The 20,013-nt window shown below is 55.8% G+C and carries 18 protein-coding genes; 9 read left to right on the top strand and 9 right to left on the bottom strand.

Annotated features, from left to right (window positions below; all coding sequences use genetic code 11):
• Window positions 1-309 precede the first annotated feature (309 nt).
• From RT340_RS05390 to RT340_RS05380, 3 genes are all read left to right on the top strand, one after another.
• Entirely contained in the window at window positions 310-657 is a 348-nt protein-coding gene (locus tag RT340_RS05390; protein ID WP_034827340.1) for a helix-turn-helix domain-containing protein, read from the top strand.
• A gap of 88 nt (window positions 658-745) precedes the next feature.
• Window positions 746-1,180 (top strand): ribonuclease domain-containing protein, encoded by a 435-nt coding sequence (locus tag RT340_RS05385; protein WP_058960000.1) that lies wholly within the window; start codon window positions 746-748, stop codon window positions 1,178-1,180.
• Between the two features lie 2 nt (window positions 1,181-1,182).
• Entirely contained in the window at window positions 1,183-1,449 is a 267-nt protein-coding gene (locus RT340_RS05380) for a barstar family protein (RefSeq protein WP_058959999.1), read from the top strand.
• Here RT340_RS05380 and RT340_RS05375 read toward each other — a convergent pair whose 3' ends face one another.
• The 4 genes from RT340_RS05375 to RT340_RS05360 form a co-directional block, all read right to left on the bottom strand.
• Window positions 1,450-3,822 (bottom strand): virulence factor SrfC family protein, encoded by a 2,373-nt coding sequence (locus RT340_RS05375; protein WP_313374612.1) that lies wholly within the window; start codon window positions 3,820-3,822, stop codon window positions 1,450-1,452.
• Window positions 3,819-6,791, bottom strand: a complete 2,973-nt coding sequence (locus RT340_RS05370; protein ID WP_211727867.1) for a virulence factor SrfB — start codon at window positions 6,789-6,791, stop codon at window positions 3,819-3,821. The genes RT340_RS05375 and RT340_RS05370 overlap by 4 nt, the downstream gene beginning before the upstream one ends.
• Before the next feature lie 2 nt (window positions 6,792-6,793).
• On the bottom strand, window positions 6,794-8,137 hold the full coding sequence (locus RT340_RS05365) for an SrfA family protein (RefSeq protein WP_313374609.1): 1,344 nt from the start codon (window positions 8,135-8,137) through the stop codon (window positions 6,794-6,796).
• A 153-nt stretch (window positions 8,138-8,290) separates the two neighbouring features.
• The gene (locus RT340_RS05360) at window positions 8,291-9,469 is read right to left on the bottom strand and encodes a benzoate/H(+) symporter BenE family transporter (protein WP_313374607.1); all 1,179 of its coding nucleotides are present in this window, start codon (window positions 9,467-9,469) and stop codon (window positions 8,291-8,293) included.
• Window positions 9,470-9,566: 97 nt separating this feature from the next.
• On the opposite strand from RT340_RS05360, the gene RT340_RS05355 reads away from it, so the two are divergent.
• The 3 genes from RT340_RS05355 (at window position 9,567) to RT340_RS05345 (ending at window position 11,198) form a co-directional block, all read left to right on the top strand.
• Window positions 9,567-10,112, top strand: a complete 546-nt coding sequence (locus RT340_RS05355) for a helix-turn-helix domain-containing protein (protein ID WP_034827330.1) — start codon at window positions 9,567-9,569, stop codon at window positions 10,110-10,112.
• 88 nt (window positions 10,113-10,200) lie between these two features.
• Complete coding sequence (locus RT340_RS05350) at window positions 10,201-10,626, top strand: MarR family winged helix-turn-helix transcriptional regulator (RefSeq protein WP_097117213.1); 426 nt, start codon at window positions 10,201-10,203, stop codon at window positions 10,624-10,626.
• Between the two features lie 17 nt (window positions 10,627-10,643).
• Window positions 10,644-11,198, top strand: a complete 555-nt coding sequence (locus RT340_RS05345) for an isochorismatase family protein (protein WP_097117212.1) — start codon at window positions 10,644-10,646, stop codon at window positions 11,196-11,198.
• 110 nt (window positions 11,199-11,308) lie between these two features.
• Here RT340_RS05345 and pqqU read toward each other — a convergent pair whose 3' ends face one another.
• The 4 genes from pqqU to RT340_RS05325 all read right to left on the bottom strand — a co-directional run bounded on the left by pqqU (window position 11,309) and on the right by RT340_RS05325 (window position 15,199).
• Entirely contained in the window at window positions 11,309-13,432 is a 2,124-nt protein-coding gene (pqqU, locus tag RT340_RS05340) for a TonB-dependent receptor PqqU (RefSeq protein WP_211727869.1), read from the bottom strand.
• Window positions 13,433-13,767: 335 nt separating this feature from the next.
• Window positions 13,768-13,974: a DUF3606 domain-containing protein gene (locus tag RT340_RS05335; protein WP_072017020.1), complete on the bottom strand. Its 207-nt coding sequence runs from the start codon at window positions 13,972-13,974 to the stop codon at window positions 13,768-13,770.
• A 278-nt stretch (window positions 13,975-14,252) separates the two neighbouring features.
• The gene (locus RT340_RS05330) at window positions 14,253-14,492 is read right to left on the bottom strand and encodes a hypothetical protein (RefSeq protein ID WP_097117211.1); all 240 of its coding nucleotides are present in this window, start codon (window positions 14,490-14,492) and stop codon (window positions 14,253-14,255) included.
• A gap of 89 nt (window positions 14,493-14,581) precedes the next feature.
• A complete protein-coding gene (locus RT340_RS05325) occupies window positions 14,582-15,199 on the bottom strand; it encodes a TetR/AcrR family transcriptional regulator (protein ID WP_097117210.1) in 618 nt (205 codons plus the stop codon).
• A gap of 299 nt (window positions 15,200-15,498) precedes the next feature.
• Here RT340_RS05325 and RT340_RS05320 point away from each other — a divergent pair, with 299 nt between their 5' ends.
• On the top strand, window positions 15,499-16,362 hold the full coding sequence (locus RT340_RS05320; RefSeq protein WP_313374595.1) for an NAD(P)-dependent oxidoreductase: 864 nt from the start codon (window positions 15,499-15,501) through the stop codon (window positions 16,360-16,362).
• Window positions 16,363-17,145: an AraC family transcriptional regulator gene (locus RT340_RS05315; protein ID WP_097117208.1), complete on the top strand. Its 783-nt coding sequence runs from the start codon at window positions 16,363-16,365 to the stop codon at window positions 17,143-17,145.
• On the opposite strand, the gene leuA is transcribed toward RT340_RS05315, so the two are convergent.
• Window positions 17,096-18,781, bottom strand: coding sequence for a 2-isopropylmalate synthase (leuA, locus tag RT340_RS05310; protein ID WP_313374593.1), 1,686 nt, complete (start codon window positions 18,779-18,781; stop codon window positions 17,096-17,098). The genes RT340_RS05315 and leuA overlap by 50 nt on opposite strands.
• Before the next feature lie 299 nt (window positions 18,782-19,080).
• Between leuA and RT340_RS05305 the strand changes: the two genes are divergently transcribed.
• Window positions 19,081-20,013: an ABC transporter substrate-binding protein gene (locus RT340_RS05305; RefSeq protein WP_160832872.1), complete on the top strand. Its 933-nt coding sequence runs from the start codon at window positions 19,081-19,083 to the stop codon at window positions 20,011-20,013.

Below are 20,013 nucleotides of genomic sequence, written 5' to 3'. Positions count from 1 at the left end.
GTTTGCAGATGCATTGTTGTTATTCCGCGTTGGTGTGAAAAAAGAAAGGACATGTACGAAAAATCTGCAACTTTTAAGATTGCATTAAAACGCGATGAGTGTAGGCTGCTGCAAACTGCATCTGCAAGAATATCTGATACACTTTATGTGCTGTTTTGATCGATTCGTTTCAGTGGGGAAAAGCCCCTACGGCGAGTGCGGCATTTAATGCAATAATAAAACTTGCATTAAATGTCATAGTCAGTCACCCTTAAAGTGTAATTGCAACTGATACTGATACTGTTCGTTAAGGCGACGGGAGAAAATGGGATGATGAGCGACGCATTTATTCACGATCTGATCGACTGGATTGATAACAACATTGAAGCACGTCTGGATCTGGACACCGTAGCAGGGCGCGCCGGTTATTCGAAATGGCACCTGCAGCGTATGTTCAAAGAGCACACCGGCTATCCGCTGGGCGAGTACATTCGTAATAAGAAACTGAAAAAATCGGCGGACCGTTTAACGACCACCAACGAACCGATCCTTAATGTGGCGATTTCACTGGGGTTTGATTCGCAGCAGTCGTTTAATCGCAGCTTCAAACGTCAGTATGGCGTGGCGCCAGGCGCATGGCGTCGACATGCCGTGCCAGCCGCGAGTGCGATGCAGTAACACCTCCGCCAGGGCCAGCCATGCTGGCCCGCGTTCTTCTTCACGATAATCCTGCTATTATCGGCGTCCTGCACTTCGGGATGTCACTATGTCAAAGAAACTCTGGATTGGACTTATTCTCGCGCTGGCCGCTACCTGGGCCGGGCTTAAGCCGCATTTAACCGGTAAAACCGCTGCACAGGGCACAGATATTGCCAAACTCACCGATGCCCACACGGTGGCCCAGTGGTTACAGCAAAATCATCAGTTGCCGGATCTTTATCTCACCAAAAGTGAAGCACGCCGTCAGGGCTGGAACCCGAGCAAAGGCGACTTGTGCAACGTATTGCCTGGCCGGGCGATTGGTGGCGATCGTTTTAGCAATCGTGAGCAGCGTCTGCCGATGAAACAAGGGCGTCAGTGGTATGAAGCCGATGTGAATTACGATTGCGGCCACCGCGACGCCGATCGTCTGCTTTACTCTTCAGATGGACTGATCTTTCTCACCACCGATCACTATCGCAGCTTCAAACAGGTGAACTAACCATGTTGACCCTCTCTTTTGATTTCCAGCAGTTGGCCGATCGCCAGGCGTTTTACAGTGAGTTTGTGGCGCAAAGCGGCTGCAGCGGGGAGTTTGGCTGTAATCTGGATGCGCTGTGGGATTGGCTGACAGGCGGGATTGCGTTGCCGGCTGAACTGCATTTACGTCATGTTGCACTGGCCAGTGAGGCGGAATTTGCACCGGTGCTGGCGCTGATGGAAGAGGCGGCGCAGCAGCTGCGAGGCGAGCTGCGCCTGATTCATGACTGATTACGCGTGCAGCGGCAGCAGTAGAATCGCCAGCATCTGACGGGCATTGGCGGGCAGGTCGCTGCCGCCGGTATAGCCGTTGTTTTCCACAATGACCGAATTTAATCCCACCAGCCAGTCATAGATATAATAGGCGGTATGATTGGCGGGTGCGGCTGACAAACGTGTTAAACGTTGACCTGGCGAGAAGCTCACGCTCGGCGCAGGTGGTCGGGCGAAGATGGTTTGTCCGCGATTAACACGACTCTCAGGCCGCTCGCTCTCCGGACGCTGCAGGAAGCCGAGCCAGGCGACAAAATCACCCAACACCGTCATCGCGCGCGAGACCTGACGATCGGTCCGCGCTTCATGCGCGCTGGCCTGCGCATCCGGTTCGTTAAGCGCGCTTTGCAGCTTACTTAATACCTTCAGGCGGAAGCTGGCGGTAATCAGCTCTTCTACCAGCAATTCCATGGTCGGCTTATCCACGTTCAGCAGCGTCAGCAAACTCCGGCTTTCCGGCAACTGTCGCAGATGTTCAAGCCACAGCGCAAACACCTGCTGCGGGAATTGCTGATCGCGCTGGCCGCTGCTGTTACGCGGTTCCGCAGGGGCCACCGGTTCATCTTTAAACAGGTCAAACTCGAAGCCAATACCAAAATAGATCTGCTCAGCCGCAGCGGTTTTCGCGCTGTGCTGCACGACAGTGCCACTGCTCTGGCTCAGCCACAGCTGACGCACCGCTTCGCGCGAAGGCTGCAAGCGCTCCAGCAGTTCGCCGTGCAGGCCAGTGCGATGTTGCAAGCATTTCAGCAAGGTATCGGAAATCGCCTGCTTGCGTGCCGCCTGTTCTGGCGTGGCAGTGGATTCGGTCCACGGTTGCAAACGCTCTACCAGCTTTTGCTGCAAAGTGCTTAATTGCTGGGCCAGACGATCACGACGTGCTTCTGGCTGCATTTCATCCTGCAACCAGCTGCCCATGCGATCGACACCGGCACGATCGAGTGCCAGCATGGAACCCCAGCTCTGTCCTGGTTGCCCGATCTGACGTTGTACGGCTTCATCAACATTAATCTGCTGCTGCTGATAGCGCGCATCGTGCGGGGTAATCGCCCAAATCAGGCGTGGCTTCTCGCCGCTGGCCGCTACGGTTTGATGGATATGCCATTCACGCAGTGCGTTAACCGCAATGTCGGTATCCTGACGCTGGCTGGCGGCGGTACAGATCAGCATAAGGTCGATGCCCTGACGCGCGGCATACAGTCCCGGCAGCAGTGCGCGTTTCTGCTCCAGCAGCGCCGCCCGCAGAGGATCGCGTTTGCGCAGCTGGGCTAAATCTTCTTGCTGACCCACATCGGCAGGCTGGCCGGGCGCTGGCAGCTCCAGCATATCGGCTTCGTCATACAGTGCCTGACGCGGCGTTGAATTCAGCGGAACGGTGATTTCCAGCGTTAGCAACGCCAGCAGGCCCAACGGCACCTGCTGTGGTTTAGCGACACGATTGGCGACAATCGGGCAGACTTCAATCATTTCCTGCCAGTCGGCATCGTTGCTGATCAGTTTTTCCGCAGGCAGCGAGGCGTCATCGGTTAACAGGCTCAGAGGTGCCAGCAGGCGCGGTGCCTGGCGCAGCTGATGACGCAGGTGCATCAGATTACGCAGCTGTTCGTTGAGTGCCACCTGATTAGGCCACAGCAACGCAAACAGCTGAATGCGGTCATCGACGTTTAACCACGGAGCAAGTTCCACCGCCTGTGGCCAGAAGTGACGATCGAGTACCTCGGCGTGACGATGCTGGCGGCGGCTCCACGCCCACAATGTAATCAAAGCATCGCTGTCGAGGCCCGGCTGTGGCTCGTCCTGACGATGGCGCTGTAAACGCTGCAGCGCGGCATCGATCACCGCACTGTCTGGCTGTGCTTCAGTTTTGGCACAGGCCAGCACCAGACGAATCAGCTCCACGTCATTGAGCAGCGTCATCTCCAGTGGCCAGGCGCTGGACTGGGTTTCACGCTGGTGGCTGAAGCGGGTGGCAATGGCAAAATCGAGATTGCCGGGATTGATGTTCTGGAAATGGTTCACAATTCTATCGCCCAGACGCGCCATCAGTTGGCCCTGCGCATCGCCCACCATTTCACTCAACAGCCAGGCTTTGCCCGCCTGTGACTGGCCAAACATCGCCAGCGTCACCGGACGTCCCAGTTGACGCGCCAGCGCATGACTTTCCACGCGCGCGCGGCGCAGTTGCAGCCGCAGCGTATCCGCTTCCAGTGCCAGACGCGGTGCCTGCGCCTGATGGGTTTCAATCCAGTTCAGTGCGCCGTCCAGCGTCTCCTGCATTAGGCTCAGACGTTTGGCGGGCGTAACAGAGGTGGCTCTCTTGGCAGTTCTCATCGTTTGCAGACGCTCCCGCTGTCAATCCAATACTGCGCGTTGGCATTGCCGGTCGCAGACAGCGTATTCAGTTTCAGACTCAGTTGTTCAAGCGGCACGCGAGTGCCGTCATCCATGCGGGCATCGCTCAGCACCAGACGCTCCGGACCAAAGTTGTCCGGCCCCGGCTGTACCGCCAGCTTGATACGCAGGATGCTTTCGCCGGCGACTTTACGTGCCAGATGCGGATCGGTGATGCTCAGACTGTACAGCGGTGAAGCTGGCCAGCGGTCATTATCCAGCTGACGGAAACCGAGGCAGACGTTGCCGCGAATGCGGAAGCTGCTTTTACGATCCAGTGCAAAATCCCCTTTGTCGAGGTCGATCTCGCTGTAACACAGGTTGTCATCGCTCAGCGTGGCCGTTTCATCCAGCACGCCGAGATAGCGAATGGTGGAGTAAGGCTCGAAATCACCCGCACGGAACCAGAAGCTGCTGAGACGCAGATCGAGCGCCAGCAGGCACAGCATCGCGCCGACGGCAGCAGTGGATTTCGGGTTATCAATGCGGCCTTGTTTGTTGAACGGATACCAGTCGCTGGTGTGATAGCCTTCCAGCGACAAAATACGGCTGCCCGGCAGCGGCTGCAGATGGCGTACCAGTGCCTGAATGCCGGGGAAGCGCGAAGGACGGCCGGTTAACAGCAGTACATCGCACTGATACAGCGACACCACTTCGCACATGGCACGCAGGGCCGGGATGATCGCCATACGATGCTGCAGGAACTCACCGTGCAGCTGCGCCATACTGACAACCAAAGGCACATCCAGCAGATCGAAGCGGTTGTCGCCGCCCAGCGTGCGCTGAATCTCACCGTTAACAAACGCCAGCACGCTGCTGGCCGGTTTTTGTGGCACCAGCTCACCAAACAGCGCATTGATTTCGCTGTGGCTGTCGAGCGGATCCCAATTTTCGTAGCGTTCCAGCACGGCCTGCGCCAGCGGGATGAACAGCTGCAGGGTGACTTGCTGACGCAGCGTGGCTTGCCCATCCATGCGGCTGTCGTGACCAAACAGCTTGTTCATCAGCGGTTCAGCCAGCGTCAGCCCAGCCTTCTGCAGACTTTGTTGCAGTGCAGGCAGAATCCAAAGCTGAATCACATCCAGCAGAATATCGTCGCCTGCGACTTTAAAGCCTTCACGGAACAGCAGGCGCGGGGTGATTTTAACGTTGTTACCCTGGCCGTCATCGAGACGATATTGGGTGATGGCCAGATCGGTGGTGCCGCCGCCAATATCGATAGAAGCGATGCGCAGGCTTTTACCCGGTACTTCGTCGACTTCACGTGGACGATCCGGACGCGCCATGCTGCTGAAGAAATCTTCCGCACGCCCGGCAAAGTTCACCTGGGTTTCATTGAACAGCCACACCATTTGTCCGCAGGTGGCTTCATCCCATTCCATCTGCACATCCGGCACCGGGCGCAGGCTTTTCGCCTGACTCTGCACGCTGAAATCTTCCTCAGCCGGATGCCAGCCTTCGGCTTTCCACACCAGCGCGATGGCTTCCTGCATGCGACGACGGAAAATCTCGCGTTCCGGTTTCGGCATCGCGGAAGGCAGCGTGAGGATCACATGACGCAGCTGGCGCGGAGCCTGGCTCTGCGGCATGCGCTGACGCTGTGCCACGCTGTTCATCTGCATCATCGCCTGAGCCAGCAGCTCACACAGCATAAAGGTCATCAGCGAACTGCGGCTGTAGCTGGCAGAGAACACCGGCAGGCGATCGTCTTCCGCCAGCGCGTGCAGCGGCTGGCCTTCGTCATTCAGCAACAGGGTGAAAGGCAGCGCAGTTGCCTGTGGCTCATCACTGCTGCCATGGGCGTTAAAGCGCCAGCCTGGCTGATATCGTGCTTCATCCCACAGATAGCGGCGCGGGCTGGAGAGACCGGTGCTGCCTTCGGTACCCGCGCGCAGCAGGGCAAGGCGGCTGGCTTCACGGCCAACGCGCGTCAGCGATGGCCACATAAAGGCGTTTTCGCGGCCGCTTTCCAGTGAGAAGTTTGCTTTACCAAAGCGGGTTTCTGCGAATTCGAGACGGCTGTCAAACAGCTCGTTGTAGACCTGATGTGGCTCAGAAAGGTCGCGCAGTTGCAGTTCGTAAGTCTGGCGCAGACCGTTGCTCTCTTCAGCGTGGTCTTCCACCAGAATGCCGCAGGTGTGCGAGTTGCCAACGTCGAGGATGATATCGACATTCACCGCCGGGGTTTGCAGCGAGGTGGCCTGAATGTAGATCTCGGCCAGATCCAACTGCTCACCCAGCAGCTCCAGCAGGTTGAGATAGTGTGCCTGATACTCAAACTCACGCAGCGCCTGATTCAGCTCCTGCTCGCGGCGAGATTCCAGCGCGTTGACCTGCTGAGTAAAGGTTTCACGCAGCCAGCCATCCACCCAGGTGTGGTCCAGAAACTCACCCAGTTCATAGTTGTGCCAGGCAAGGGCGAAACTCACGCCGTTTTGCGCATCGGCTTTGCTCAGACCGTGCTGTTCGCCGCCGTCCTGTTCCGGCACGATACGGGTGTCAAACGCCAGCGTAATGCGATGGGTGTTACCTGCGGCATCGGGCTGTGCCAGCGGTGCCAGGTGCAGGCGTGCCCAGTTATCCGGGCCGCCAATAAAACGGCGACCGCTGGTGCAGCGCAGCACCGGCAGCGGCAGCCACTGGTGTGCCAGCAGCGTTAACGAATCTGCCAGTGCAATGTCCGACTCGGGACGTACCACCTCTGCTGCACCGCCATCTTCGGGATAGAGCAAAAATTTGCCGCTGTTACCGTCCACGTTCAGACGCAGCAGCGGACCGTTAGCGGTTTGACGAACGAACTGGCGGCGCGCCTGCAAGGCAGGCAGACGTAAGCCAAAATCGAGAAACTGCACACCGCTATCTTCAATCAGCGTGATTTTTTGTTTGTCATCGATGAGGGGAGCCAACATGTTTACTTACTCTCACGCTTAATCGTCAACGGGAAGACCTGATCTGCGCCGTACTGCGCAGTACAACTGGCAATGCCATCACCGGCTTTACACACCAGTTCCGGCATGCGGTAGCGCGATTTGTCGCTGCAGGTCGCAGTATAGCGGCTGCGAACCACCATGGTGCCGTCCACCGTCATTGCGGCAGTCACATCGGCTTTACAGCGGATATTGTCGCCCTGTGTAATGGTAGCGATGCCTTTGCCGTTACGGAGCTGGTAACGCAGGCTCGGTGGCTTACCGGTTGGCAGGTTAGTTTGTCGTAATATCACGCGCCAGGTGCCGTTGATAAACTTCACGGAGCCAATACGCGCATCTTCGGTGGTCATCACCAGGTCATCGGCCTTGGCCGGTTCCGTATGTTCAGCAATCACCTCAGGCGGCGCAGGAGGCGCGGCAGGCACAGGCGCAGTGGTGACCGTGGCGGTTTTTTGTGGCAGCGTGGCGGCCAGTTTCTCAGCTTTCGCGACCACTGGCGGTGGCGTGAAAACGGGAGCCGGTGCATCGGCAACCTGGGCAGGCGGTGTGGCTTCAGGCGCTGAGCTGTGCAGCCAGAACGCTACGCCAGCCGCAGCCACGGCGGCAACCGGCAGCAGCAATGCCAATGGACGCAATGCGGAAGGGCGGCGAACAGGCGGCTGTTCAACTTTAGGCTCAGGCTCAGGTGCGGGTTGTGGCGCTTCGGGTTCAGGCTGGGCGATCTCAACGGGCTCTTCCACCACGGGTGCAGCCACAACGGCAGGCACTTCAATCAAAGGCGCAATAACCGGCGCCACGATAACCGCAGCCGGTGGTTCTGGCAGCAACGGCGGTAAATCCTCTTCGAGGCTGTCGCGCAGACAGGCCAGTGCGTCATCGCGTGAGCGCGCCTGCGGATCGACAAAGCCCCAGAAGGTGATGACGGGTTTGCCATCAACCAGATAAACATATTGCTGATCCGGGAACTGCAACGTCTTGCTCAGTAAGGCGCCAAACAGGCGCATCGCCGGATTCTCCGCGTCACGCGCGCGTAAACTTGCGGCCAGTAAATCCTGCTGGTTGAGCGTCAGGAGTTCCAGCGCTTTTTGCCGCTCATGATCGCTGGCACCGCGCCAGGATTTTACTTTGCCGTTAAAGGGCGCATACCAGTCGAGGCGGTCCCCACGTTCGTTAGCCTGGGGAATGGCAAGGCAGTTTGCCAGCGCCGTCTGGCGACGTAAACGCAGTGTTTCACGGATTTGCAGGGCAGAAGCCCAGACCGGCTGGCCGTTTTCACCCAGTGCCAGTACCGAATCCAGATTGCCGCTGCGCAGAAAAGTTTTTGCCACTCGTAGGGCCCTTATCGGTGGTTGCCTGAAGCAAAATAGTGTGTGTATTTGGCGATACTGGTGATCTTAAGCCAAATGCAGGGGAATCAAACGGCTGATAAAGGGGGAAAAACAGGGTGTTTTTCCCGCGTGTAAGCGTCGGTTGCTGAAATTTTAAGCGCGTGCGCGGTGGCTCAGCACCAGATGGGTGATCATGCCGCCGATTAATCCCCAGAAGGCAGAACCAATCCCCAGCAGAGAGATACCACTGGCGGTGATTAAAAAGGCGACGATGGCGCTGTCACGGTGATCGGGCTCGGCGAGAGCGCGTTGCAGGCTGCCGGAGAGGGTAGCCAGCAGCGCCAGCCCGGCCAGCGTGGCGATCAGCACCTGCGGCAAGGCACTTAACAGAATGACAATCAGCGCGCCGGTAAAGCCAGTCAGCAGATAGAAAATCCCGGCAATCGCGGAGGCCATCCAGCGTCGTTTCGGATCGGCATCCACATCCTCTCCCATGCAAATGGCAGCGGTAATGGCCGCTATGCACACCGAAAAGCCGCCGAAAGGAGACAAGATCAGCGCAATAAAACCGGTCCAGCCAGTAAGAGCGGAAACCGGCGGTTGGTAGCCATGCGCCTGTAAGGTCGCAATGCCCGGTGCATTTTGTGAGGCCATGGTGACCAGAAAATAGGGCAATCCAACCCCAATCAGCGATGCCAGCGTGAACTGCGGCATGATAAATTCCGGCACGCTCAGCGTCAGAGCATGCGGCGGGAAATGAATCGCCTGCTGACCCACCGCCACCAGCACGCCAGCGATCAGCGCCAGAATGATGGCATAGCGCGGCAGCCAGCGTCGGCTTAACAGCCACACCAGACACATACTGCCGCACAGGGCGAAGTTGCCTTGTAAACCGATAAAGGTGCCAATACCGAAGCGCAGCAAAATCCCCGCCAGCATTGCCGCGGCCAAAGATTGCGGAATGTGGTTCATCAAGCGGGCAAACAGTCCGGTTACGCCACTCAGTACGATCAGCGCATTGGTCGCCACAAAAACGCCGACCACTTCATTTAAGGTCAGGCCCTGCACGCTGGTGGCCAACAGTGCCGCCCCCGGCGTCGACCAGGCGGCCAGAATGGGCATGCGTGTCCACACCGAAAGACCGAAAGAGGCGAGACCCATGCCAATGCCGAGCATCGACAGCCATCCGCCGATCTGTTCCGGCGAGGCGCCTGCAGCCTGAGCGGCCTGGAAAATCAATGCGGCAGTGCTGCTGTATCCCACCAGCACCGCAATAAAGCCGGAAACCAGCATAGGGAAAGAGAAAGCGTTGCGCGAAGTGGCGGTGATCATCGGTTTGCATCCTGCTGTGCGTTATAACGCACACTATCGCACGAGTGTGTTATAACGCACAAGTGCTACACTGCGCGCGAATTTGCCAGGAGATATCATGGAAAATCTGCATCAACATTTGAGCCAGGCGTTAAAACAATTGCGTCAGGCGAACGGCTGGAGCCTGACACTGGCAGCGGATCGCACCGGTGTCAGCAAAGCGATGTTGGGCCAAATCGAACGCGGTGAATCCAGCCCGACGGTGGCGACATTGTGGAAAATCGCTACCGGTTTCAATGTGCCTTTCTCGTTTTTTGTTCAGGGTAGCGATCAACCGCCGGGTATCGCCGCGACGTTTAGCCAACCCAATGCGCAAATGCAGGTGAAGCCGCTGCTGCCATATGATGCCGCGTTGCGTTTTGATCTGCTGGAAGTCACCCTTGCTGGCGGTGCACAAAGCGACTCTTCCGCACACGAAAGTGGCGTGATTGAGCAGGTGGTGGTGCTGGAAGGTGAGCTGCTGCTGTGCGTGGAGGGAACCTGGCGTCGCCTGCTCAACGGTGAAGCGCACCAGTTTGCGGCGGATGTCGCGCACAGTTATCGCAATCCCCTCAGCACGCCGCTGCGTTTTCACAGTTTGATTCATTATATCAAGCGGCCCTGAGTGCCAATTACAAATTGATACGAAGGTAAACTACACAGTTTGCCTTCGTATTTATATACTCGCGCTTCATCAGTAAGGAGAAGGTGCCATGAGCGACCTGAATAGCGCGGCTGCGACTCTACGCAGCGTGAATGGCAAACTGGCGCGACGTCTGCGCGAATCGGCCCCACCGGGCGATCTTACCTGGCCGCAGGTTTCTGTGTTGGGATATCTGGTGCGCGATGGCGCAATGACAGTAACTGAACTGGCCGGGTTAGAAGGCGTGCGCAGCCAGTCGATGGGTGCGACCGTTGCCAGCTTGCAGGCGCAGGGGTTAGTGAAAGGGGAAGCCGATCCGCTGGACGGCCGTAAAACCCGCTATCTACCGACCGAAAGCTGCCTGAGGCTGATCGCCGCCAATCGTGCACAACGTGATGACTGGCTACTCCAGAGCATGGCAACCACGCTTAATAGTGCGGAGCAGAAAATTTTAATGGCCGCTATTCCCTTACTGCAACGTATTGCCGACCAATAATCCTGAGAGGAATTCCCATGGCTTTAACGACCTTAGACGCAAAAACCGCCCTGATTGTGATTGACCTGCAGCACGGCATTGTCCGTCTTCCTGTTGCGCCTTTGTCAGCCGATGTCGTGGTTGAGCGTTGTGCACAGCTGGTTAAGGCGTTTCATGACAAAAACCTGCCGGTGGTGAAAGTGAATGTCGCCGGTGGCGCACCAGGCCGTAACGAGCAGGCGCGTCATAGTGGCGAACTGCCAGCCGACTGGGCTGTGCTGGTACCGGAAATGGCGCTGAAAGCCGATGAAATTGCCGTGACGAAAAAGACCTGGGGTGGTTTCCACAATACGGATCTGCACGATCAGTTACAGCAGCGTGGTATCACTCAGGTGGTGGTGTGCGGTATCGCCACCAGCATTGGCGTGGAATCCACTGCGCGTCAGGCTTACGAGCTAGGTTACAACGTCACGCTGGCAACAGATGCGATGACCTGTCTGAACGCTGATACCCACCAAAACAGCGTTGAGCGTATCTTCCCGCGTCTGGGCGAAACCGGCTCAACCACCGACGTGCTGGCTCTGCTGAAGTAAACCGACTGGTCAGGCATGCTCATGCACTGCATGCGCATTGTCAAAACGGCATAAAAAAAGCCCTGCAATCCGAATAAGGTTGCAGGGCTTTTTATCAGGCGCGATGTCAGTTACTGAAACGCATAACTTACCGTCAGACCAACACTGTAGTTGCGTCCTGGCGCCGGCTCGTAATAGCGACCGTTGCTCTCATTGACGATCACTGAACCCACATAGGTGCGGTCAAACAGGTTATCCACGCGACCAAACAAGTCCAGCGTCCAGTTCTGTACCAGCCACTTATAACCCGAGTTCAGGCCAAATACGGTATAAGAGGGTGCTTTGACATCATTTTCATCGTCCGCTGCAATGTCGCTCATGTAGCGCACATCACCGCCGGCATACCAGCCATGATCCGGCGCATAGGCTAACCCGGCATAGGCCATATTACGTGCGATGCCTGGAATACGGTTGCCGTCACAGCTTTCAGTGCCACAGGCGTTAGAGCGATAGCGCGCATCCAGCAAGGTCCACGCCGCTTTCAGGTGCCAGTCATAACCAAACTCCTGATCCAGACCCAACTCCAGCCCGCGACGACGGGTTTCACCGGCATTTTTATAACTGGTGCGGCCTTCATAGCTGCTGTCAGAGACGATTTCGTTTTTGGTATCGGTCTGGAACACGGCGGCGGTAATTAAACCGTTACCGATACGCTTTTTAGTGCCCAGCTCAACCGTATCGCTGGTCGCCGGCTTCAGATTGAGGTTCAGGCCAGACTGATCGGCTGAGCGATAAGACAACTCATTTAGCGTAGGCGTTTCAAAGCCACGGCCCGCAGACACATAGGCATTCCAGCTATTATCAATCGCATATTTCAGTGAGGCGGCAGGCAGCCAGCGGTGATAACGTCGATTACCGCTGTCATCGGGATCGCTGGAAGTGACGTAATAATCGTTGGAGTCGAAATTCACCGTGCTCAAACGCACACCAGCATCCAGTGACCACTTATCGGTGAACTGCCACGCCGTTTGCAGATAAGGATCGAGGTTCCACATCAGGTTGCGTTCATTGCGGCGCATATCACCCTGCACGCCGTAATCCGTCACGCCATTGCTGGTGGTGAAATTCTGATAACCCTTACGCTTTTCGGTCATGGTTTCATAGTCGAGACCGGCGGTCAGCGTCACAGGAAGGGTGAACACGGTATCGCGATGGGTCCAGCGCGTATCAATCCCCTGATAGTGGCGAGCCAGCGAAATCACGCCGCCGGGATAGCCTGCTTTCAGCTGGGTCGCCATCGGAATCGATTGATACTGCGTGGTTTCACGCTCACCGGCGTACATCATCACGCTGAGATCGTCATTCTCGCTCATCTGGCGCTGATAGTGCAGCCCAGCCTGCGTTTGGTCGACGGTTTTGCGCGCGTTGTAAAGCGTTACGTTACTGGCAACCTGACGCGGATTATCTTTCCATTGCGCCTCGGTCAAACCGCCGGGATCCTGCGCATCCACGTGAACGCTGTTAAACAGTAGCGTCAGGGTGCTGACATCATCAATGCGCACACCGAGTTTGGCGTTACCGAGGTTTTTCTCTGCCGAGCTGTGATCGCGATAGCCATGGGTGGTAAAGCGCGAGGCCGACACGGTGTAATTCACGTCACCGGCGTGCGTGCCATCACCGGTGGCACCGCTGGCTTTGACGCTGTTGCGCCAGCTGCCGTAGCTGCCGTACCAGGTGCTGGCTTCCAGCGTGGTGGGTTGCTGACCGGTTTGGGTTTCAACATTAATGACACCGCCCGACGAGTTGCCGTACAGGGCTGAGAAGGGGCCGCGCAGTACTTCAACGTGATCAATCGAACCAATGTCGATATTTGAGGTTTGTCCCTGACCATCAGTCATCGTGGCGGGAATACCGTCGACATACAGGCGGATACCGCGCAGGCCAAAGGTTGATCGCGAGCCAAATCCGCGCACGGAAATTTGCAAATCCTGCGCATAGTTCTGGCGATTCTGAATCTGCATGCCCGGCACGCTGGCGAGATTTTCCGAGAGGTTGACGCGTGGTGCCGCATGACGCATATCCTCACCAGACACCACACTCACCGCCGCGGGCGTATCCAGCTCTGACAAACCGGTGCCCGCGGGCGCGGCACTGACGACCATGGTATTGCTGGCATTATCCGCCGCCATCAATTGCAAAGGGAATAATGCAGGCAGCATCAGCAACGGTGCCTGTCGCAGTAAAGCAATTTTCATTATGAAAGACCGTATAAAGACGTGGAATGAACCAAATGGAACATTAATCGCGCATATGTTAATAGTTTTGCCGATAAATGGTATTACATTTTCACGCATTATATTAAATAAATGCTGTTATTAGCGTTTTATACCTCAGGCAGGGAGAGGGCTGTGACGTTTGCTGCGTAAAGGCCGTTGACTCATGGCTATTTTGTTGGCAATGGGCTGAACAGGGACAACGCAAACGACTGAGCGGCTGCCGGATGGATTCATAAGCCATAACGATAGTGAAACTGCGCTCACGTTGTCCTTATGCGTCTATCCCGCCAGTGTCATGACGATAGCCTATCACCTTAATAAGACTGAGGTTGTCGGGCAGGAGGATGCTCAGTGAGCCATCGGCGAACAGCTTCGGTCTCTGATCCTACTTCTCGCACCGCCCGGGTAAGTCTTTCCTGAGTCGTATGCAGAGTGAGCGTCCAGTAAGTGATTTGCCATTGTTCAGATAATTCAATGCGCGACAAATTTGACGGGATGCGACGCTGTATAGGGTCTTTCATTTTTATTATCCTCATGACTTAAAAACATAATTAATTCTTATCTGATGAGGAGGTGATTTTGTTTTTTTTCTGCGCTGGGGAAAGCAGATTATTCCCTATTACTTTGTTTGAGCCATGATTGGGATGTTTCTTATACAGAAACGAGAAGAATAAGCGTAACGGCAAGCACTGGCCCATGATGTTATCGAATACAAAAAGGATGTCGGCGACACGAAACGATGATTGCTCAAAATAGAGATATTAAAAGCAATCAAACGGATGCGCTTTTTATTTATAAGCTAACAAGACAATAATTTCTTAAAAATATTTGAATAGTGCCTTTTAACTGATGATTCTTCAGCTTCATCCAGCTTTTTGAGCAATTCAAAACACAGTGTTTTACGACTGAGCGTTTTTCCCGCGCTTAAAATTTCGCCCACAACGCGCCCCAGGGCTTCCTCTTCTGAAATATCTTTTGGAGGTGCCACATCCTGCTCCATAGCCATTCTGTGATTCTTCGCTACATCATTGATGCACATATCAATTCCTCTTAGGGATCACAGGCGTCAGGAGAGCGCTATGATTAAATTTAATTAGGAAATGACTATTTCCTAATATGGCAAATGAATCATTCCAGAACCTTCATCACCATAGTAATGGTTTTTTTCCCATTAGTCACATCCTGAACTTTACCTACCACACGCATGCCGAATGCCACGCACAGCAATAAGCCTGCCGCAGTTTCAGCATCCAGTTGAGAGGAAATAGATCCGTCTTTCTGGCCTTCAATAATAAGCGAAACGAGAAAGTTTTGATTACGCAACACGGCCTGCCTGACTAACGCTGAAAGTTCTTCATCCAGCGTTTGCAGTTCAACCGTGCTCCCAACAACCAAACAACCTCTACGCCCTTCAATCTCAACCGCAGAGTCTAAATAAAATTGCAGTAATTCCTCAATCCGCGATCTGCCATCCGGGAAATGTTGCAACCGCTGACGTAAATCGGCATTACGGAGGGCAATGTAGCGTTCAAATACCCGCAAAAAAAGGGTGCGCTTATCAGTAAACGCCTTATATATACTTCCAGCCGTTAAACTCATGGCTTCGCCCAGGTCGGCTATTGATGAAGCGTGATAACCTTTCTTTCTGAATACTATCATTGCTTTATCTAAAACGTCGTCCATATCGAAGACTCGGGGTCTTCCACGTTCTCGAGTGACTTTTAAGCTTTGGTTTTCTGATGACATCGGTAATTATTTATAGAGTGTTAGTTTCCCATTTATCATATGCGAACTTTTTCCAATAATCGAATAGCGATGAAGACGAATTCTTGTGTCATTGCCGAATGATAAAATTAACCCGGTAAATCGTTATCCCATCCTACTCGCCAGAAAGCGCCCAGGGTTGTTTAAAAGCATGCTGATTAACCCTGTGCCTTGTCGGGGTTGAGATTAAAAAATGCCTTTCGGCGCACCTCTCGCCTGGCTGCGCGCAGAAATTTCTGTCAGTCTGACTGTTTTGTCTGAATGCATAAAAGGGAATCAAGATGAGTCAGCAACCCGTCGTGGCGGTATTAGGTTTAGGCGCAATGGGGCACGCTTTTGCCGCAAACTTACTGAAAAAAGGGTTCGTGGTGCGCGGCTGGAACCGCACGCGTGCCAAAGGTGAAGACCTGCTGGATGCTGGTTTGCAACTCAGCGACAGCGCGGCGCAGGCCGTAGAGGGTGCCGATGTGGTGATCGCGATGCTGTCTGACGGCGACACCTCGCGTCAGACGCTGACCGAAGCAAGCCGTGCATTGAAGCAGGGCGCGACCGTCTGCCAGATGGGGACTATTGGCGTGGAAGCGACTGATGCGCTGATTGCCGACCTGCAACACGCACGTCCGGACGTGCTCTTTATCGATGCGCCGGTTTCCGGTACCAAAGCGCCTGCCGAAAATGCGCAGATTCTGGTGATGGCCAGCGGCGATCAAAGCAAAGCGCAGGCCGCTGAGCAGGTGTTTGCTGCAATTGGAAAAGGCACACAGTGGCTGGGTGATGCGGGTGCCAGCTCGCGTATGAAACTGGTGGTCAACAGCTGGCTGATTGGCCTGATGCAAAGTCTGGCGGAGAGTACACGCCTGGCGGAGCAGTTTGGTTTCAGCACCGACGATCTGTGGAAAGTGCTGGATGGTGGCCCGCTGGCAGCCCCGTACGCCAAAATGAAACTGGGTATGATCGCCAGTGGTGATTTCACCCCGCAGATGCATCTGGTGTGGGCCTTGAAAGATGCCAGACTGGCACTGGATGCTGCGGGTGAGACCAAACTGCCCGCGCTGGAGAACATCGTCGATGTCTGGCAGCAGGCGGTCGATGCCGGTTACGGCGAGCAGGACCTGGCGGCGGTTTACCAATACCTGAAGCGCTAAATGAGCCAGCGCCTCAACTTCGATTTTAGCCAGCGTCCGCTGGTGCCTTATGCGCACGATTATGTGCACGGTGATGCTGAGTCATGGCATCACCACGATTGTGCACAGTTGATCCATACCTTAAGCGGCGTAGTGAAAGTCGAAACCCGGCAGGGCAGCTGGATTGTGCCGCCGAGTCGTGGCGTGTGGTTACCGGCGGGCACCGGGCATGCACTGCAGATTGTGGGTGCCGTGGCGGCACGCACGCTGTTTGTCGATCCGCTCGCACGAGCGGATCTGCCTGCCAGTTGTCAGGTGGTGCAGATTTCCCCGCTACTGCGAGAGCTGATCGTCAGTGCTCTGGCATTGCCGGACGCTTACGCCTCTGGCAGTCGTGCGGAACGCATTTATGAATTGATTCTCGATGAAATTCGCGTAATGGATGTGCTGCCCTTCGGCCTGCCGTGGCCGGAAAGTGAGCGGATGCGTGCACTGTGCCAGCAAATTCATCAGCAACCGGGCGAGAGCTGGACACTCGCGAGAGCGGCCAGCGAACTCTGTGTCGCTGAACGCACGCTGGCGCGTCATTTTAACCGCGAAACGGGCTTGCAGTTCAGCGATTGGGTGCGCCGCGCACGCCTCAGCGTGGCGCTGGCGCGGCTGGCGCAGGGCGAAACGGTGTTAACGGTGGCGCTCGAACTCGGTTATGACAGCCCGAGCGCCTTCAGTGCGATGTTCCGCCGCGTGCTCGGCGTTACACCGGCAAACTACTTTCCTGCGGCAGAAAAGCGTGGGCTGCGTTGAGTAGCGCCTGTAATGAGGCGCGTGTCACATCATTATCGATGCTCACACCCCAGGCACGTTCGCCGCGTGCATTGGTACAGCTAATGTAGGTAACAGAGCGGCTATCACTGCGTTTACCCAGCGTATGCTCGTGGTAATCCTCAATGCTGATTGCCAGATCATAGCGCTGACGCAGTGCCGCGACCGCCGCCGACAGCAGTCCGTTGCCTTTGCCTTCCAGCGTCAGCGTTTGTCCGCCATCCTGCACCTGCGCTTTAAACCGCGTTTCCCCTTTCTCATCGCTATGACTTTCCGCGTCCAGCAAACGCCGCGCAGGCTGGGTTAAGCCGTAATGCTGACAGAACAGCTGCCATAACGCGTGATGGGTCATCTCCTGGCCGTGAGCATCGGTTTGCTGCTGCACAGTGCGGCTGAAGTCTTGCTGCAACCCGCGCGGTAACTGCAGGCCATGGTTTTGCTCCAGCAGCCAGGCGGCACCGCCTTTACCGGACTGACTGTTGACGCGAATCACCGCTTCGTAGCTGCAACCGATGTCGATCGGATCAAGTGGCAGATACGGCATTTGCCAGATCGCCTCCTGACGCTCATTGCGTTCGGCAAAGCCCTTACGAATCGCATCCTGATGCGAACCCGAAAACGCGGTAAACACCAACTCACCAGCGTACGGATGGCGCGGATGCACCGGCAACTGGTTGCAGCGTGTCACCACTTCCAGCACCTGCTGGATATCGCTGAAATCGAGTTCCGGCGCTACGCCCTGAGTATATAAATTCAGAGCCAGCGTCACGATATCGACATTGCCAGTGCGCTCACCATTACCGAACAAACAGCCTTCAACGCGATCGGCTCCGGCCAGTATCGCCAGTTCGGCGCAGGCCACGCCGGTGCCGCGATCGTTATGCGGATGCACGCAAATCGCCACCTGCGATCGCTGGCTAAAGTGGCGGCAGAAATACTCAATCTGATCCGCATACACGTTCGGAGTATTCACTTCCACCGTGGCGGGCAGGTTAATAATCATCGGGCGTTCAGGCCCCGGCTGCCAGATCGCTGCGACTGCTTCACAAATCTCCAGCGCGAATTCAGGTTCGGTAAAGCAGAACGTTTCAGGTGAATACTGGAAGGTCCAGGCGGTGTCGTTTTGTGCTTCACATTGGGCGCGGATTTGCCGTGCCCCAGCGCAGGCCAGCTCAATGATCTCTGCTTTGCTCTGGCGGAATACGCGTTCGCGGAACAACGGTGCCGTGGCGTTGTACATATGAATAATCGCCTGCGGTGCGCCGCGCAGGGCTTCAAAGGTGCGATCAATCAGATCGCTGCGTGCTTGCGTCAGTACCTGAATCGCAACGCCTTGCGGAATATGATGCTGCTCAATCAGCAGGCGTACAAAGTCGAAATCAGTTTGTGAGGCGGCAGGAAACGCCACTTCAATCTCTTTGAAGCCGCAGCGCAGTAACAGCTGCCAAAACTCCAGCTTGCGGGCGCTGTCCATGGGTGTCGCCAGCGCCTGGTTGCCGTCACGCAGATCGGTGGACAGCCAGCGCGGTGCCTGGGTGAGCTGGCGCGAGGGCCACTGACGGTCAGGCAATTCAATCACCGGAAAGGGGCGGTATTTTTCAGCAGGGTGGTTCAGCATGAGGTTCTCCTTATGGGTCTGTACTCAGTCTGGACCACATCGCCGCACGCTGCTCACGCATAACTGACAAGCCACATTGCGTAACTGACATTTCGTTGCGAAGTTGCCGCAGCAGCCAGGCCCACATTCTGTGAACCCTCGCTATCCCAACCGTTCACAACAAATGTGGGATGATGAGAATCGACGGCCAAAAGCGTTGTGCTGCTTATGCGCAGGATGATTTTCCTCAGACGAAATCGGCATCTGGGCTTTTAGCACAACAGGGTAGTCTGGGGTTTTGCGATATAAGAGAAAATAGAATGAAAAGAAAAGCTTTAGCCCTGTTAGTGATGCTTGCCAGTGGAACCGCTGCGGCGGAAACCGTCACACTGCGCATTGCCGACCAGAAGGGCAATATGCATGCCGAGATGGAAGCGGCACAGCAGCTCAATAATCTCAATTATAAAATCGAATGGGCGGAGTTCCCGGCAGCGGCACCGCTGGCGGAGGCACTGAATGCGGGCGCCGTCGATGCGGGTATCATCGGTGATGCGCCGCTGCTGTTTTCGCTGGCGGCCGGTTCGCAGGTGAAAGCGGTGGCGGTGAGTAAATCTGTGCCTGAAGGCTTAGCGGTATTGGTTAGCCCGGATTCAAAAATTAAAACCGTGGCCGATCTCAAAGGGAAAAATATTGCCACCGGGCGTGGATCCATCGGCCATTTTGAAGCGCTGAAAGCACTGGAAAAGGCCGGTTTGACGGATAAGGACGCCAACTTTCGTTTCCTGACACCCGCCGATGCGCGCATCGCATTAGCCAACGGTTCAGTGGATGCCTGGTCAACCTGGGATCCTTATACCGCGCTGGCGGAAGTCACGCATACTGGACGTGTGCTGATCAATGGCGTTGGCCTCTCCAGCGGCAACAGCTTCCTCGCGGCGACCGATGCGGCAATCAATGACGAGGCCAAACGTGCAGCGCTGCAGGATTACGTTAATCGCCTTGCGGCGGCGGATCGCTGGGCGAACAGCCATGTTGATGCGTACTCCACCACGCTGGCGAAAATCATCGGCTTCCCGAAAGAAGCCGCGGCGAAGTCCTTTGCACGCCGCCAGTCGCATTGGCAAGCCATTGATGACGCCACCATTGCGCAGCAGCAGGACACCGCCGATTTTTATCAAAAACAGGGCCTGATTAAGCAGCATCTCGACGTCAAACCCACCTTTTATCATGGCCTAAAGGTTGCACAAAACTAA

The organism is Pantoea sp. CTOTU50773 (assembly GCF_032082325.1).
GTDB classification, from domain to species: Bacteria; Pseudomonadota; Gammaproteobacteria; order Enterobacterales; family Enterobacteriaceae; genus Pantoea; species Pantoea communis.
The sequence above is the reverse complement of the archived record's forward strand: the minus strand, read 5'-3'. Positions and strand labels throughout refer to the sequence as shown.

Bases quoted from the DNA above. Each gene is read 5' to 3' on its own strand.
- RT340_RS05315 (WP_097117208.1), top strand. From the start codon at position 16,363: ATGAGCCAGCGCCTCAACTTCGATTTTAGCCAGCGTCCGCTGGTGCCT.
- RT340_RS05330 (WP_097117211.1), bottom strand. From the start codon at position 14,492: ATGTGCATCAATGATGTAGCGAAGAATCACAGAATGGCTATGGAGCAG.
- RT340_RS05355 (WP_034827330.1), top strand. From the start codon at position 9,567: ATGGAAAATCTGCATCAACATTTGAGCCAGGCGTTAAAACAATTGCGT.
- RT340_RS05385 (WP_058960000.1), top strand. From the start codon at position 746: ATGTCAAAGAAACTCTGGATTGGACTTATTCTCGCGCTGGCCGCTACC.
- RT340_RS05325 (WP_097117210.1), bottom strand. From the start codon at position 15,199: ATGTCATCAGAAAACCAAAGCTTAAAAGTCACTCGAGAACGTGGAAGA.
- RT340_RS05345 (WP_097117212.1), top strand. From the start codon at position 10,644: ATGGCTTTAACGACCTTAGACGCAAAAACCGCCCTGATTGTGATTGAC.
- RT340_RS05390 (WP_034827340.1), top strand. From the start codon at position 310: ATGATGAGCGACGCATTTATTCACGATCTGATCGACTGGATTGATAAC.
- RT340_RS05305 (WP_160832872.1), top strand. From the start codon at position 19,081: ATGAAAAGAAAAGCTTTAGCCCTGTTAGTGATGCTTGCCAGTGGAACC.
- pqqU (WP_211727869.1), bottom strand. From the start codon at position 13,432: ATGAAAATTGCTTTACTGCGACAGGCACCGTTGCTGATGCTGCCTGCA.
- RT340_RS05360 (WP_313374607.1), bottom strand. From the start codon at position 9,469: ATGATCACCGCCACTTCGCGCAACGCTTTCTCTTTCCCTATGCTGGTT.
- RT340_RS05335 (WP_072017020.1), bottom strand. From the start codon at position 13,974: ATGAAAGACCCTATACAGCGTCGCATCCCGTCAAATTTGTCGCGCATT.
- RT340_RS05350 (WP_097117213.1), top strand. From the start codon at position 10,201: ATGAGCGACCTGAATAGCGCGGCTGCGACTCTACGCAGCGTGAATGGC.
- RT340_RS05375 (WP_313374612.1), bottom strand. From the start codon at position 3,822: ATGAGAACTGCCAAGAGAGCCACCTCTGTTACGCCCGCCAAACGTCTG.
- RT340_RS05370 (WP_211727867.1), bottom strand. From the start codon at position 6,791: ATGTTGGCTCCCCTCATCGATGACAAACAAAAAATCACGCTGATTGAA.
- leuA (WP_313374593.1), bottom strand. From the start codon at position 18,781: ATGCTGAACCACCCTGCTGAAAAATACCGCCCCTTTCCGGTGATTGAA.
- RT340_RS05320 (WP_313374595.1), top strand. From the start codon at position 15,499: ATGAGTCAGCAACCCGTCGTGGCGGTATTAGGTTTAGGCGCAATGGGG.
- RT340_RS05380 (WP_058959999.1), top strand. From the start codon at position 1,183: ATGTTGACCCTCTCTTTTGATTTCCAGCAGTTGGCCGATCGCCAGGCG.